The sequence below is a fragment of the Cyclonatronum proteinivorum genome, assembly GCF_003353065.1.
GTDB lineage: Bacteria > Bacteroidota > Rhodothermia > Balneolales > Cyclonatronaceae > Cyclonatronum > Cyclonatronum proteinivorum.
In genome coordinates, this window is sequence record NZ_CP027806.1 from 1,677,497 (window position 1) to 1,692,882 (window position 15,386).

The following is a 15,386-nucleotide window of genomic DNA, read 5'->3' on the forward strand; positions in this document are numbered from 1 at the left end:
GAATCTTTGAAATGTGATTAAGTTAATTGCCGAAGAATAGGCCTACCTATGGGTATGACTGACTGAACTACTCTATTTAAAGACACCTAAAGGCTACAGTAAACTCGTGAATATCTAACTACCCAACACTCTAATGTCTTGCCGCTATTTGTGTAAAAAATATTCTGTTAATGCTGTATTGAAATAAATGTTGGCAGATTTTGAAGTAATTAGGTTTGATTAAGAAATTGTTAATATATTAAAGTATAAAACCTTTTATTTCTAAATTATTTCAGCTTAGGAAGCAAAATTGTATTGTATGTGCAAGTAATCATTTAACCTATGGATAAACTAATAAGCTGGCATCAGGAATTTTATCAGCAAAGAGATTTTAAACCTGACGAATGTGTTCCTCTATACAAGCTTAGGCCAACCAAGAAAGAATTTGAAGCTTTAACATCTGTTCTGAGGGCGTTTGTTGCAGAAAGAACGCCCTTTATGTCTGTCAATACAATCATCGATACCTGTCCGCTATTCAATAAACTGTTTGTTTTATATGCTGCTGAATGGTGGAAGAGAAAATATTCCGGAGGTCACTGGACCTGGAAGCATATTATTGATGATTTGGGTATTGAAGAAGATGAAATTACACCCCAAAAGCGCAGCGTGTGTGTAAGCAGGGGGTTGAGCAGATGGAACCTAAAAATAGCAGACACTTCCGGAAAGAGGTTTTTGGGCGCAATTGCAATACAGGGTGGCTTACCCATTCATTTTTTGACCTCACAGGAAGGAAATATCTACCGGGTGCTGGAAAGGCTGGTTAAACATGCAGAGGGTGCGGAGGTTTCGTCGTCAAGACTTGAAACTTGGGCGGAAGAGCTTCAATATTTTCTGCCACATACTTATCGAAAAAAGGAAATTTATGCATTGCTTGCACAGGTCGTTGAGGTACTTTTCAACATTAAGCGAAAAGCTTCCGATCAAACCACTAAGGCAATTTTAGCTGAATGGCGGTCGAATCACAGCAAGTGGTTGACCGAGCTGCCGATAACGGCGCCGTACGAAGAAATTGACAGACTTATTTCAAAGCTGTTGGGTGTAGTTGCGGCTACGAACGAAAAGCGTACGATATCTGACGATTTTCTAACCATCCACAGAAATCTCATTATCAATGATAAGGGTAGGCTGACATGCAAGGGGATCATTGAGATTGCAGGCACTATTTCGGCAGAGCAATTGCTAAACAAGTTTAATTACAAAGTGCCGGAAAACAACCCTTTTGTGTTAAATGTGCAGCTAAGCATAGGTAGCTATGATGAGCACCTGACGTTGCATTCCGTTATTGGCAACAGTAAATACAGCTCATCCGTAAAATCAATACAGATCAGAGAGGAAGCTTTTTTCGATCAGATTATTTTCTCAACTTTCGCACTTCAAATTTAGCTTAAAAATCGGTTCAAATTGGGCCATAATCTCGGATTTGAAGTTTTCAAACATCTGAAGAAACTCAACCAGTACATTGCTTACAAGCTGGGCCTGTTTAGATTCGGCGAACTCTTTAAATTTCACTCGCAGTATTTCGATACAGGCTTCTATGGTTGCTGCCTGCAGCTGCTGAACACAGGCATAAAACATCCCTGGTAACGTCCTGTCATCGATGCAGCCGCGATGATAATAGGCCAGCATAAGATATCTGATGATAACAACGCTGCAGCAACCGATCAGACCGCTATAGTCGCGCATCTGCATGCAGTACAGTCCCAAGTGCTGTTTAATGGCTTTAAAGCACACCTCGATGTCCCATCTGCGGGCGTAAATGCAGCAGATTTCATCGGCGCTTAGCTGCGTATCAGTGGAAATAAAGACAATCTTCTTGTCGGGGTCATGTCTGTTGGTAACCACTACCACACGGACTTTCAGATTCGTATTTAGCAACTCAACGACTGCACTGCCGATAATGTCAGGATTTTTGAAGGTCTGTCCGCCTTTCTTGAATATTAAAGGCAGGCTTTCAACACTGTATATTTTTTGCTGGTGCTTGAATTTCAATGCCGCTGTGTTCTTGCCCCGGCAGATTACAGGTGTATGTTTGGCCACTTCCTTGATCACTTGGGGAAATGCGAACCAACTGTCAAAAAGCACATAATCCATCTTAAACTTATGATTATATGCGCTTTGGGCCATGGTGATGGTCAGATCGGTGGCCTTTTGCGTGGCCGCGATCACGCGTTTGCCGCCATTGGTGCGCTTGTCAACTTTAGGATCCGGACCGATACGTTTGTCGGCGTCCTCATTGGTAAGCAGTTCGAAACCCAAGGGCAGGCAGCTATGTCCGTCGCTCCAGACCGCGGTGAGCATCCTAAAGCCGCGGAAATACCTGCCATGGCTGTGATCATGTTGACGACCCAGATATTCAACACATTTACTGCGATCGCGCTTGTAGCCGGTATCGTCGAAAATAAGATAGCGGGGCTGATCATCATCAGTGAGGGTATCAAAATGACGGGTCATCTTCAGGGCAATAGATAACAATAGCATGCGCCAGTCATAGCTGGTGTTGCTTAACAAGCGGTAGAACGCATCACGACCGGCCACGGGCAGGGAGTCACCACTGAAAGTATAAACCTTTAGGTGGGTCATGGGTAGTACGACCAAAAGGTGGAGCAACTGAGCAATCCCCATGCCGGCACGCTTGTAGAACCCTGCTTGCTTGAGTTGTTTGCTGTCACAAAACTTTTTGAACCACGCAAGAACCCAAGGGGTGTTTATTACCGAAGAAAGTGTTAACTTATCAAGCATAGGACAGGTCTTTTAGATTGATTTTAATTGGTTTAGCGAAAAACACAATATAAGAAAAATCGAAGGCTTGTCCTATTTTTATGTGTATAATTAATAGCTACTTAGGCGCCGTTTTTGTCGAAGTGCGAAAGTTGAGTTATATAATACTGAGTGGCTGAATTGTACAAAGGTTAGCGGGGGCTTCTCGTACTTACGTTCGGCATTATCAGCGTATTCAAGGAGAATTCCATGATGTCGTTGAGCCCGCTTTCTTTGTTCGCTACGTGATTATGAATCAGGTCTTCGATCTCTAATTTGATGATTGCCATAGTGTTTCTGGCTTTGTGGTAATTACCAAAACTTTGCTTACCCATTTCACTAGTTAGGATACTGTCTCACTTTATACATTGACATTCAAACCATCCCGGATAAATGGATTTAATTGCTGTTTTACTTGCCATAGCTGCGGTCTTTTTACTTTGGGAAACTGATCTAACCCTTCTGAGATGGCTAATTATTATTTCTGCTATACTCGCGTGGTATTTTCGCCGGGTCGTGAGTTCATTGCAAAGAAGAGATGGGCTAATTGATCCGGATGTCGCAAAGTTCTGGGCTAACCTTTGCGTAATCACTGTTTGGACCAGCATATTCCTGTCATTAATCGGAATCATGAAATCGCTTTAATTTAATAGCTGAAATTTAGTATCAGGTACAGTTGATATGAAAAGGTACTCACATGGAGAGCTTTTTGAAAGCTTCAGAATTCTTGAGCTCGAGCCTTTCGCGCCAATTGGGCAAGTTGAAGATGCCCGAAGGGAACTGTCTTTGGTTTGGCAATCGGACCGTTTTCAGGATAATGAAAGCCCGAAAGTTAAAGCCGAAAAGAAAAGGAAAGAGATAGATACAGCTTACGAAATCATCCTAAGCTGCTACAATCATAACACTGAGAGGTACCTGAAAGAGCAGATAAAAGCTGAATCCAGAAAACGAACAGCTCAATATAAATCGGTCTATGGTGCGGGGGCTGATAAAAAACCTGATGCAGCCTTACATTATTTCTCTTTTAAGAATATAGTTATTGCATTGTTTTTGGCATTTGGTATGGCTTTCCTCGTAATACCTTCGGATGAAGATCCGGAACTAAGCATTTCAGATGACATCGCTGAAGTTGAAATACCGATTGATGAAGCAGACCCGGAAGTTATTCAGCTAAGTGAGTTTATTGAAGCGTTTATGCTGGAACCGAACGGGCTTAGATCGTGGATTATGGGGGCAGGTGAAGATACGCCTCAAATTAAATGGACATCCTATGGGGTTGTAAGCAGACCTGATTGCGGCAGTAAGGAATCATGCAGACGCGGAACAGTGCGCGTAGCACTGGGCGATACAGAGCTACAGAATCTGAGAAACAGACTTGAACCTGTAGAGTGGAGTATTTTTATGAGTTCAGCCAATCTTTCAAAGTTCGGTCCGGAAATAGTTTCAATAAGGCCTCATTGTGATACGGTTAGCTGTGAATTTGAGTTTGCGGGGCTAATGAGGAGAAACGGCTTTACCCTTAATCAGCTTTGTAGATACAATGCTTACTATGGCAGCAGAACGGGATATAGGGTCACAAAAAGCGGAAAAAAAGTTTATGTTCTGTACGAAGAGCACCTTGGCAGCGGTGGTAGGAGTAATAACTTAGAGCTACACCATACTCCCCCTGCCAACAACAACGGGCTGTGTGCCTATTAAACCTTTTAATGGGCCTATAATTCTGCCAGGTGCTGCTATTGCTGTCTGACTGAACATACAGAGCCGTTTTTGTGATATGTGATACTCACACTAACATCAGAAGAAAAAAAACAAGAACTTCTGCCAGGTAATTAATCTTAACCAAGATTGGTATTGGGCCCGAATGTGTGACGATGTGACGATGTGACGATGTGAATATGTCTTATAAACAATTTTTTAATGTAGTCCTGCTATAGGGTTCCATTCAGATGCTCGAATCAGGATTGAGAGGCTGGTTGTTGTGTTAGTTGCTCCCTCTCGCGGATCTTAGTCAGCTAAGTTTTGCTATGCCAAACAAAAGTAAGTTGTACTCTTAATAAAGCATCAAAAGGCAGCACAAAGCGCCGTAACATGCCGTCCTTTTGGAAAAGTTTTTTGAGAAAGCACGAATAAGAACGGCTGCAGAATCATTTCCGAGGGCTATTTTCGCTGAAACCTGCTCCCTAATCCTCCAAAAGAAAAGCGACAAAATGTTGGTAACACAGTTGGTAACAGGTATAAAAAAAGCCTTGCAAGTTTAATACTTACAAGGCTTTAGAAATGAGGCTTGTGGGCCCAGAGGGATTTGAACCCCCGACCAATCGATTATGAGTCGACTGCTCTAACCACTGAGCTATGGGCCCGGGAAATTGAACATTGTGTTTTCTAAGTAATTAGCTTCCAAAAATAAGGCAGGATGGGCGTCAATGCAAGCTAAAGGTTTGGGAGTTTGAGATTTCCGGTTTTTGATTTGTTTCTGTCAAATTTGACCTTTGTCAGTGTCATTAGCAGGTTTCAAAGCCCTGCTATCACATTGCGACAGTTCCGGCTTGGCAGATCCCGGATAATGCTGCATGTCATTTCGGGAAGGCAAATAAATGCCGAAACGCAGCATTTCCGGGAAGACGGGGTTGGGATTTGGGGTGATGAATTGGCATCATCCTGTAATCATAAAAATCCTGTTCAAACGGCGCGGCATGCCGCGCCGGGGTTTGGGGAAAATGTCCCTGTCATCCTGAGCGGAGACGGAGCGTAGCGGAGGCGGAGTCGAAGGATCTGGTGATGAGGGCTGCTGCGGACCAGTATTAACGAGGCCTATTCCAGCAAAGGAGATCCCTCACATGAATCCTTTTCGAATACCGCGGCTTAACAACTGTCAGCGACTTCGATTTACTTCCTACCAAATAATAACTGTTCGGGATGACCGGTTCGGGCTTGGGTTGTTTTAGATGGGTGTTTTCTCATCATCCTGTTCATCCTGTAATCCTAAAAATCCTGTTCAAACGGCGCGGCAAGCCGCGCCGGGGTTTGGGGAAAATGTCCCTGTCATCCTGAGCGGAGCCGGACCGCAGCGTAGGCGGGGTCGAAGGACCTGGTGATGAGGGCTGATGGGACTGACATGATGCCGTGTCCTGTCCCAGCGAAGGAGATCCCTCACATGAATCCTTCATTAATACCGCGGCTAAGCAATTATCGGCGGCTTCGATTTTCCTCCTGCCAAATGATAACTGTTCGGGATGACTGGTTCGGGTTTGGGTTGTTTTAGATGGGTGTTTTCTCATCATCTTGTTCATCCTGTAATCCTAAAAATCCTGTTCAAAACGCAGTGAAGTAAAAATTTTAATGAGCAGCAAAAACTGTGCGGCCAATATCGGGAGCAATCAGTCTTTCGTGGCAGGATAGACTACGTGCCCGTCACACCCCGTCCCGCCTGCATCGGGGCTTTTACTACTGCAGGGGGAGTTTGTGTCTGCTTGCCGCTGGTGAATGCTTTCCAGGGGCCACCCCTCTCAAGAGGGGAATTTGCACATCCTAAATAATAACAGCTTCATAAGCTTTAAAAAACTTGGCAATTTATTCTCATCATCCTGTTCATCCTGTAATCCTAAAAATCCTGTTCAAACGCAGCGGGGCGGTGTAGGCTTCTCCTTGAAAATCTATCCAAATCCTAAATAACCGCGTTTCCCACATGCCTAAGCCGGGCGCAATTAATCCGGTTCATCTTCCTGCGGTTCACCTTTAATTCCGTATTTTCAGGGCGTGAATTTCGGGGCATGCTACCGGGTTTATCGCGATAACCCCTTTTGTCCCCGCTCAATATTTGATTCAACACCCTTTTTTTAATGCTGAGGAAGGTCACCCGCGCCAAGCGTCCACGGTTTGCCGTCCTTACGCACACAACTTACTTAAATCTATTTCGAGGTATTCTTTTTATGTCAGATCCCCAAAAAACGCCATTTTACGACATTCACGAGCAGGCTGGTGCGAAGCTGATTGATTTCGGCGGTTTTATGATGCCGGTGCAGTATTCGGGTATAAAGAAGGAGCACGAGGCCGTGCGCAGCAGTTGTGGGATGTTCGATGTGTCGCACATGGGTGAGATTTTTTTCACCGGACCCAACGCGCTCGCGGCAGTACAGCATATTACCGTGAATGATGCTTCCAAGCTTGTGCCGGGCAAGGCGCAGTATTCAGCCATGTGTTACGAGAACGGCGGTATCGTTGATGATCTGCTCGTTTATATGCTCGATACCGACCGCTATATGCTGGTTGTGAATGCCTCCAACAAAGACAAAGACCTCGCATGGATGCTTGCCAATAATCCGCACGGGGCGGAGATCGCGGATGCTTCCGACGATACCTGTCTGCTTGCAGTGCAGGGACCGAAGTCAGTTGAGGCGCTGCAGTCGCTCACAGATGTGGATTTGAGCGCAATCAAATTCTACACCTTCACGCAGGGGCGTTTTGCCGGTTTTGAGGACATCATTCTTTCCGCAACGGGCTACACGGGCGAAAAGGGCTTTGAAATTTACTTCGACCGGAAGAAAGCCGATCCTGCGCAGGTTTGGCACGCGATTCTGAAATCCGCGGAAGCTGCCGGGGTTGAACTGCTGCCTGCCGGACTCGGCGCGCGCGATACGCTCCGTCTCGAGATGGGCTATGCCCTCTACGGCAACGACATCACGCAGGACACCCATCCGCTTGAAGCAGGTTTGGGCTGGATTACCAAATTTGCGAAGGGGGATTTTGTCGGGAAGGCTGCCCTGCTTGATGCCAAAGAAGCAGGCATTAGCCGTCGTTTGGTGGGCTTCATCACCGAAAACAAGCGGGACATCCCGCGTAACGGCTACCGGATCCTGGATGCAGAAGGCGCGGAAATCGGCTTTGTGACGAGCGGCACGCAGTCCGTTACCGAAGTAAAAGGTATCGGCATGGGCTATGTGAAGACAGATTTTGCGGCCAACGATACGCCCATCTTTATTGAAATCAGGGGGAAAGCTGTTCCGGCTACCGTCTCCAAGTCGCCTTTCGTGAAGAAAGCCTGATTTTTTTGCCGGAGCGGGGCGGATAATTCGTAAATTCCGCCCCGCAAATGTTGCGGTACTTTCATGCTGTGAAAAAGGTCAGCCTGACTTTTTTCGGGTCATCCCCATGAACTAAAGATTTATCAGACTATCTCATTAATGCGAAATACCCCCGATGTTTTTGCAACCGGGCGTGCCTTTAGCGAAGATGAAGTGAAAGGCAAAACCGTAGTTGTGATTGATGTGCTCCGCGCAAGCTCGACCATTGTAACGGCCCTTCATAATGGCGCAAGAGGCGTTATTGCTGTTGAAGATATGGGTGATGCAACCCGTATTGCCCAAAACCTGGATTCAAGCAGCTATTTGCTGTGCGGCGAACAGGGCGGTGTAAAAATTGAGGGCTTCCATCTCGGCAATTCCCCCTTTGAGTATGAAGCGGATGTGGTAAAGGGGCGCACGCTTATTTTTAATTCTACCAACGGCACCCCTACGCTTGTGCGCTGCAGTGGGGCGAAGGAAGTGATCATCGGGTCTTTTCTGAATGCCGGCGCCGTAGTTGAGCGCCTGCGGGAGACGACACGGGAAATCCTGATTGTCTGTTCCGGCTGGAAATCGCGGCTCTCTTTTGAAGATATGCTCTGCGCCGGCTATCTGCTGCATACCTTCATTGGTGCAGATTTGCCGGATGACGCTCCCGACGGCGCGCAGCTTGCGGATGCCTTGTACAAACAGTACGGCGGCAACCTTGTGGCTTCGGTTGAGCGGAGCAATCACGGTAAGCGTCTCGCGGGACTGGGTTTTGAAGCCGATATCCCGTACTGCTGCACCATTGACAAGTCCAATGTTGTGCCTGTCCTGATGGACGGGCTTTTTGTCCCGGCCTCTTAAGGCTGAATCTGCCGCTTTTTTTACCTGAAGTGCCGGTCGTCTGCCAAAAGCGGACGGCCGGCATTTTTTTCTTTTGTAGGGGGATGTGCTTCCGGTTCGGACATGCTTCAGTTTTTGGCACTGATCATTCGTATATTTGAAGCTGTGCAGAAAAAGAGGGTGAGCCGCCCGGGAAAACACAAAGCTGATCTAATAAAATCAAAGAGTTAATGGCAAGCAAACGTGCAACCAACGGAAGGAAGTCATCGCCGTCGAAATCGCCGGGGAAGAACGGGGCCGGTGTGAAGCGAAAAAAAGAAATCCTGGGTGTACTGATGATGTCCGTAGCCCTGCTGCTGGGCCTGAGCATTTTCAGCTACAACATGGCTGATGACAGCGTGCTGCAAAATTACAGTTTTACCGAGCTGCTGAACCTCAGCCAAACGCCGGCTACGCAAATCACCAACTGGCTGGGCCCGGTTGGCGCGGTCATTTCAAATTTCCTGGTGTATTCTCTCTTCGGCTATACGACCATCGTGCTGCCCGGCCTGCTGCTCAAGTACGGCTGGCTGATTTTCCGGCAGCAGCCGCTGGCCCAATTTCATAAGCGCGCGTTTTATCTTTTTCTGGTGATGCTTACCATATCGGCCCTTTTTGGGTGGTTTAATGAGCTCACGGGTACCCCTTCCCATGCGTTCGCCGGCGTACTTGGTATTAATTTTTCTGGTTTTCTGATCGCCCTCACTGCAAACTGGGGCTCAGGTATCATTTTGTTTACAGCGCTGATTGCCGTACTGCTGCTCATTCTGGATGGTGACATACAGGTTACCATCGACCGGATGCGTCAGGCGGGGGAGCGTCTAAGGCACCGTTTGGCGGATTGGAAGGCGGCACGGGCGGAAGCGGCGGCTGCACGCAAAGCTGCGAAAGCCGAAGCGGAAGCTGAAGCAGAAGAGGAATACGAGGAAGATGATTTCGAAACCGAAGCTGAGGAGCTGTCCGGAAGCCCATCCCCCGAAAAAAAACATGGTGCTGCTGAAAATGCGAACCGTAATAACGGGGCAACCGGCAGGGCAGGAAGTGAAACCCAATGGCCGACCTTTAAGGATGAGGATGAACTTGCGCGTGAAGGTGAGCATGAGTCGCTTTCCGGTGAGCAGGACGAATGGTTCGATTCGGCCGAAACAGGTGAGACGCCCGAGCAACGCCGTCGTCGTATAGCGGAAGAGGAGCGTCAGGAGCTGATCAGCCGACCACCGCGAGCCATTATTGAAAAAGACCCGCAGCACGGAAAGGAAGGGAAAGTGTCGGCTGCCGGGGATCAGGACGAGGCCGAGTTCACCATCATTCGCGGGGCAGAAGAGGAAAAAGCTTCAGATCACGAGCTGCGCAAGGCACGGGAAGAAGCGTCGCGGCCGCGCATACGGTACCGCTATCCGGATCATAGCCTGCTCGACGACGCCCCGCCCCGCAACATGCAGGTGACTGATGAGGAGGTCAATCAGAACAAGCAGATCATCACAGAAAAGCTGCAGCTGCACGGCATCAGCATTCTCAAAATTGAAGCCATCATCGGTCCGACGGTTACGCTGTATGAGCTTTATCCCGCCCCGGATGTCAAAATCAGCAAGATTGAAAGCTACGCCAACGACCTCAAAATGGCGATGGCAACACACGGGCTGCGCATCATTGCGCCCATTCCGGGCAAAAGCGCGGTCGGCATTGAGGTGCCCAACCGCAACCGCGAAACCGTGCACATCAAGGATCTGATCTACACCAAAAAGTTCAGCGAAACCAAGATGACGCTGCCGGTGGCCTTCGGGAAAACCATCGAAAACGAAGTGTTTATGCTCGATCTCACCAAGCTGCCGCATCTGCTGATGGCCGGTGCTACAGGCTCAGGGAAATCGGTCGGGATCAACACCATCATCACCTGTCTGCTGTTCAAGGTGCATCCGGAGAATCTGAAATTCGTGCTCATTGATCCCAAGAAAATCGAGCTTGCGCTTTACCGCAACATTCAGAATCACTACCTCGCAACCCTGCCTGATGCCGATGAGCCCATCATCACCGACACCTCGCAGGTACAGCTGGTACTCAACAGCGTGTGCAAAGAGATGGATGAGCGCTACGAGCTGCTGAAGATGGCCATTGTGCGCGATATCAAGGCCTACAATCAGAAGTTCGCGGACGGGGCGCTCGAAGAAGATCTGGGTCACCGGCATTTGCCCTACATCGTAGTCGTGATTGATGAGCTGGCAGACCTGATGATTACGGCCGGAAAAGGCATTGAAGAGCCGATTGCGCGTCTTGCACAGCTGGCCCGGGCGGTCGGGATTCATTTGGTTGTGGCAACGCAGCGGCCCTCGGTGAATGTCATTACGGGAACCATCAAGGCGAATTTCCCGTCCCGCATTGCCTATCGGGTGGCTTCGAAGGTAGATTCGCGCACCATTCTGGATACCATGGGCGCGGATCAGCTCGTTGGCAAGGGCGATATGCTCTACACCGGTGGTGCCGGCATGGTGCGGGTTCAGAACGCATTTGTGGCTACGGAGGAGGTGGAGCGTATCAATGCGTTCATCGGTGCGCAGCAGGGATTCGGCGGTCCGTTTTTCCTGCCGCGCATGGATGACGATGAGGATAACGGCGGCGGCCTGCCCGAGAAAAGCGAGCGGGATGAGCTGTTTGAGGACGCAGCCCGTGTGGTTGTGATGCATCAGCAGGGTTCGGTTTCTCTGCTGCAGCGGCGCCTCAAACTCGGCTACAACCGCGCCGGACGCCTGATCGATCAGCTGTATGCTGCTGGCATTGTGGGGCCTTATCAGGGCAGCACGGCCCGGGACGTACTCATCCCCGACGAGGTCACCCTCGAGCAGCACCTGCAGGATCTCGACAGTTAGCCTCAAGCACCCGAGCTACCCGGAAACCCATCACCCTGGAGAAAAAAAATGCACATATTTACCGCCTTTATTTGGATGATCTGGCCCCTGTTCTGGTACGGGGAAACCTATCTGCCCGCGCTGTTCGGGCCTGCTGCGCCGTTTGCGACGGAGGCGACAGCGGTCGTCATTCCTGCGTCCGAAGCCGCCGATACCCCTATGGTCCTTGCCCGTCTGGGCGAACGGATTCAGGCGGGTGAGGTCTTCACGGCGCGCATGCAGCACCGCTTCCTCGACGGCTTCACGCAGGAGGAAGTAAGCAGTGAAGGGCAGGTGTGGGTCGGGGCGGACAGCTACAAAATTGCAACCGACACGCAGCTGATCAGCGTGGAAGGGCGGGTCTCAACCGTGCTCAATATTCAGCCAAATCAGCTCATCATCAGTCAGTACACTCCCGAAGAGGACGACTTTGCCCCCTCCCGTTTTTTGGGTTCCTATCAGGATCGCTTCACGGTCAGCCGGGTAGAGGAGGAGGGCCGGTTTACCGTTGTTACCCTGGTGGCAACGGATCCCTTTGAGCTGATCACCCTGGCGCGTATCACCCTGGATACCAACAGCCTGCTGCCGCACGAAATGTATGCCGAAGACCTGAATGAAAATCAGTTCTTTATCACTTTTGAAGACGGCGCGCTGACCGAAGCAGCGGAGGATACCTTCCGCTTTACCTGGCCTGAGGCGGCTGAAATTATTGATCTCAGGGAGTAAAGCAGCGGCTTGAAGCGGAACATTCTTAATATGGTTCTAAGCGTGCTGGTCGGAGGCCTCTTCCTCTGGCTGGCGCTTCGCAATCTCGATATTAATGAAGTTTGGGCGTATATCCGGCAAATGAACTATGGCTGGATTGCGCCCTATTTTTTAGTCGCGGTGCTCAGCTTCTGGTTCCGTTCGGAGCGCTGGAAGCTGCTGATGGAAGCCGACCGGCCCGGCCTTCGTAAGGCCAATCTGTTTACGGGCGTACTGCTGGGCTATGCGGTGAACTATGCCATCCCCCGTGCCGGTGAGCTTAGCCGCACCATTTTTCTGGCCAAAAAAGAAAACATGAGCAGCTCGGCCGTCTTGGGTACGGTCGTGCTGGAGCGCATCATCGACCTGCTCGCTATGCTGCTTATGCTGATCCTCATCATCTTTTTTGTGGTGAGTGACCGCGCAACGATGGACGCGCTCTTTGGTCCGCAGCTGTACCTGTTATTGGATGAACTGCGGAGTCCGCTCATATTCACCGGCATCCTGCTTGCCGGGCTTGCGTCCCTCTTTTTACTGTGGCAGGCTGTCCGCTACATCCTCGACAAACGCAGGCGTGATCTCGATGCCGGTCTCGAAAGTGCGGGGCTGCGCAAAATTGTGTACACCTTTACGGACGGCATCACATCGGTTCGCAAACTGCGGCGCTGGCCCCTTTTTCTGGCTTACACAGCAGGCATCTGGATCAGCTACGGACTGCTGACCTACATCCCTTTTTACGCTTTTGGCATGGCCGAACAGTTCGGGCTTGGCCTGCGTGAGGCGTTTAGTGTGATGGTGATTTCGACCATTGGCGTAGTGCTGCCCTCGCCGGGGGGGATTGGTACCTATCACTGGTTTGTGAGTCAGAGCCTATATGTGCTCTACGCAGTGCCGGCGGTTACGGGCGTCGCATTTGCTTTTATTACGCATATCGGAATGTTTGCGGTTGTAATGCTCGTAACGCCCGCGGCCTGGTTTTTTACCCTGCTGCGAAAATCGGATTCAAATAACACCGCTTGAAAAAGCTTTTCAAAAACCGGCAAAACCGCACGCAAGCCCGAATTATTCTGTATTTTTGACCGCTGACCGCTGACCGCTGACCGCTGACCGCTGACCGCTGACCGCTGACCGCTGACCGCTGACCGCTGACCGCTGACCGACTCAAATCCCTTTTCCGTTCTATCAGACTTTTTTTTGATTTTTATGAGACTCCATTTCCCGCTTCTGCTGCTGTTTGTTTGCACGCTTTTCTTTGCCCCTGAGGTTTTTGGGCAAACACAGGATACCCGTGACGATCGCGCGGCTTTGCTGCCCGACATTGACGCACAGGATATCGAAATTCGCGGGGATTTCCGGGCGCGTTTTCCGGGCATTTCGCGTCAGCCTATTTTGGGGTTCAGCCCTACGCCGCGGGTGTTTCGGATTGATCCCAACCGGCTGCCGTTTATGGAGACGCCGGAAGAAGTGATGGCATCTTTCCCGCTTTCGCAGCTGGAACCCAATCTTGGACCGGAGCGCCAACTTACGGAAATACCGCAGCAATCCTTGCTGTATGCTACGGCTGGCTTCGGAAATTATGTGAGTCCTGAAGCAAAAGCGTACTTCAGCCTGCCGCTTAGCGATCGCATGCGCCTGAGCGGCAATTTGGACTGGCTGTCCTCCGAAGGGCATTTAGAGGAAGGAAGCGTTGCCGGTGCCTTTCGCCGGGCGCAGGGGGAAGCAACATTAAGCACCCGCCTCACGACCAACGGAAACCTGCTGGCATCGGTCCGCGGCAGGTCTGATTTTGCTGATCTGCAGGACCGCCTGTTTAATACGGTGCCCATCGATTTGTATGTAATTGACGGGAGAAGTTCATTCGATAAGCTGGGCGCGAGTCTGGGTTGGGTGAGTCAGCGGAGTGTTCACGACCGGTTTGAGGCCTTCGTTCACTACGACCGAAGTACATTCGAAAGTTCCGCAGAACGCGAGCGTTTCAGGCCGCGAACGGGCTACAGGGCCGAAGCGGACGAACACCGCTTTGGGGCACAAAGCGCCTTTTCATGGGCGGGCAGACAAATTGGTCATGTGTTCCTTGTTGAAGCCGAATTCGACGCTGCTTTATATGAAACAAAGGCGGGTTGGTTCACCGACGTCCCGCTTGCCGATAAACTGGAGCGGGACTGGTTTGTTGCCGGTGCTGCCGCCTACTGGCAAAACGAGCTCTTCACCGGCGACCGCCTGAAAGCCGGGGTTCGCTTTTTCTCAGGGCATGATCCGGTGCAGGAAGCGACCTTCATGGTGTATCCCTATGTGAACTGGCAGTACCGGCGAACCGGGTCACTTGAGATGGAAGCGGAGGTGTCCGGATACATGCGGAATAGTGGTCTTGAGCCGCTTGTAAAAGGTAACCGGACGCTTGCGGTGCCTAACAGCCTGCAAAACGAGCGCACCTTTTATGGGAATTTTCAGGCAAGCTACCGTTTTGATGCCCTAATAACCGCTACGGCCGGTTTGCACGCGGCCTACACCCTGCGTCCGGTTATGTACGCCCCTAATGCGCAGTTTGACGGAAGCACGAGCTGGGTTCAGCCGGAAGACTTATTCCTGATACGTCCCTCCGTCGGGGCCGCTTTAAACCTGAGGCCGCGCCTGCTCACGCTTTATGCCGACGCGCACTACAACATCACGGAAATGAGCAAAGCGGCAATCCCAACGGCAGCTGATACCGATACATTTGCCGGACTTGAAAACTACAGAATCACCGCCGGGGTACGCTCAACACCTTTTGAGCATGCAAACATCAGTCTTTGGGCCGATCTGATTGGCACGCGAAAAGCCCTTGTTGCTGAAACCGCTGGTGACGGTTTCTTTTACCGAAATACCGGCAGTGTATTTCTGCTCAATGCACGGGCTGAATACCGCATAGACGGAAGGATTGGCTTTTACCTGAAAACCCTTAACATGCTGAATCAAAGTTACGAGATATGGGATGGTTATCAGGAGCGGGGGATTCAGGTATTTGGCGGACTGTCGGTCAGGCTTTAGTGCCTACGAT

10 protein-coding genes and 1 tRNA gene are annotated in these 15,386 nt (G+C 50.1%); 8 read left to right on the top strand and 3 right to left on the bottom strand.

Translation table 11 applies throughout. The features are described 5' to 3' along the window. Positions 1–321: 321 nt before the first annotated feature. Positions 322–1,422 (top strand): STY4851/ECs_5259 family protein, encoded by a 1,101-nt coding sequence (locus CYPRO_RS06615; RefSeq protein WP_114983852.1) that lies wholly within the window; start codon positions 322–324, stop codon positions 1,420–1,422. Here the strand turns inward: CYPRO_RS06615 and CYPRO_RS06620 are convergent. Both CYPRO_RS06620 and CYPRO_RS16545 read right to left on the bottom strand, forming a co-directional pair. Then, positions 1,399–2,778 carry an IS4 family transposase gene (locus tag CYPRO_RS06620; protein ID WP_114982649.1) on the bottom strand — a complete coding sequence of 460 codons (1,380 nt, stop codon included), beginning with the start codon at positions 2,776–2,778 and terminating at the stop codon, positions 1,399–1,401. The genes CYPRO_RS06615 and CYPRO_RS06620 overlap by 24 nt on opposite strands. A gap of 170 nt (positions 2,779–2,948) precedes the next feature. Beyond that, positions 2,949–3,086, bottom strand: a complete 138-nt coding sequence (locus tag CYPRO_RS16545; RefSeq protein ID WP_164682604.1) for a hypothetical protein — start codon at positions 3,084–3,086, stop codon at positions 2,949–2,951. A 391-nt stretch (positions 3,087–3,477) separates the two neighbouring features. Between CYPRO_RS16545 and CYPRO_RS06630 the strand changes: the two genes are divergently transcribed. Beyond that, entirely contained in the window at positions 3,478–4,494 is a 1,017-nt protein-coding gene (locus tag CYPRO_RS06630; RefSeq protein WP_114983854.1) for a J domain-containing protein, read from the top strand. 589 nt (positions 4,495–5,083) lie between these two features. On the opposite strand, the gene CYPRO_RS06635 is transcribed toward CYPRO_RS06630, so the two are convergent. Continuing rightward, positions 5,084–5,156: transfer RNA gene (locus CYPRO_RS06635), tRNA-Ile, on the bottom strand. Between the two features lie 1,569 nt (positions 5,157–6,725). Between CYPRO_RS06635 and gcvT the strand changes: the two genes are divergently transcribed. From gcvT to CYPRO_RS06670, 6 genes are all read left to right on the top strand, one after another. After that, the gene (gcvT, locus tag CYPRO_RS06645; protein WP_114983856.1) at positions 6,726–7,838 is read left to right on the top strand and encodes a glycine cleavage system aminomethyltransferase GcvT; all 1,113 of its coding nucleotides are present in this window, start codon (positions 6,726–6,728) and stop codon (positions 7,836–7,838) included. Positions 7,839–7,976: 138 nt separating this feature from the next. After that, positions 7,977–8,705 (top strand): 2-phosphosulfolactate phosphatase, encoded by a 729-nt coding sequence (locus tag CYPRO_RS06650; RefSeq protein WP_114983857.1) that lies wholly within the window; start codon positions 7,977–7,979, stop codon positions 8,703–8,705. 209 nt (positions 8,706–8,914) lie between these two features. Next, positions 8,915–11,587 carry a DNA translocase FtsK gene (locus CYPRO_RS06655; protein ID WP_114983858.1) on the top strand — a complete coding sequence of 891 codons (2,673 nt, stop codon included), beginning with the start codon at positions 8,915–8,917 and terminating at the stop codon, positions 11,585–11,587. 48 nt (positions 11,588–11,635) lie between these two features. Beyond that, positions 11,636–12,331: a LolA family protein gene (locus tag CYPRO_RS06660; RefSeq protein WP_114983859.1), complete on the top strand. Its 696-nt coding sequence runs from the start codon at positions 11,636–11,638 to the stop codon at positions 12,329–12,331. Positions 12,332–12,340: 9 nt separating this feature from the next. Next, on the top strand, positions 12,341–13,369 hold the full coding sequence (locus CYPRO_RS06665) for a lysylphosphatidylglycerol synthase transmembrane domain-containing protein (protein WP_124245550.1): 1,029 nt from the start codon (positions 12,341–12,343) through the stop codon (positions 13,367–13,369). A 183-nt stretch (positions 13,370–13,552) separates the two neighbouring features. Beyond that, positions 13,553–15,376 (top strand): TonB-dependent receptor, encoded by a 1,824-nt coding sequence (locus CYPRO_RS06670; RefSeq protein ID WP_114983863.1) that lies wholly within the window; start codon positions 13,553–13,555, stop codon positions 15,374–15,376. Positions 15,377–15,386: the final 10 nt, after the last annotated feature.

Coding starts and splice junctions, on each gene's coding strand:
- CYPRO_RS06650 (WP_114983857.1), top strand. CDS start 7,977: ATGCGAAATACCCCCGATGTTTTTGCAACCGGGCGTGCCTTTAGCGAA.
- CYPRO_RS16545 (WP_164682604.1), bottom strand. CDS start 3,086: ATGGCAATCATCAAATTAGAGATCGAAGACCTGATTCATAATCACGTA.
- CYPRO_RS06630 (WP_114983854.1), top strand. CDS start 3,478: ATGAAAAGGTACTCACATGGAGAGCTTTTTGAAAGCTTCAGAATTCTT.
- CYPRO_RS06655 (WP_114983858.1), top strand. CDS start 8,915: ATGGCAAGCAAACGTGCAACCAACGGAAGGAAGTCATCGCCGTCGAAA.
- CYPRO_RS06670 (WP_114983863.1), top strand. CDS start 13,553: ATGAGACTCCATTTCCCGCTTCTGCTGCTGTTTGTTTGCACGCTTTTC.
- CYPRO_RS06615 (WP_114983852.1), top strand. CDS start 322: ATGGATAAACTAATAAGCTGGCATCAGGAATTTTATCAGCAAAGAGAT.
- CYPRO_RS06620 (WP_114982649.1), bottom strand. CDS start 2,778: ATGCTTGATAAGTTAACACTTTCTTCGGTAATAAACACCCCTTGGGTT.
- CYPRO_RS06660 (WP_114983859.1), top strand. CDS start 11,636: ATGCACATATTTACCGCCTTTATTTGGATGATCTGGCCCCTGTTCTGG.
- gcvT (WP_114983856.1), top strand. CDS start 6,726: ATGTCAGATCCCCAAAAAACGCCATTTTACGACATTCACGAGCAGGCT.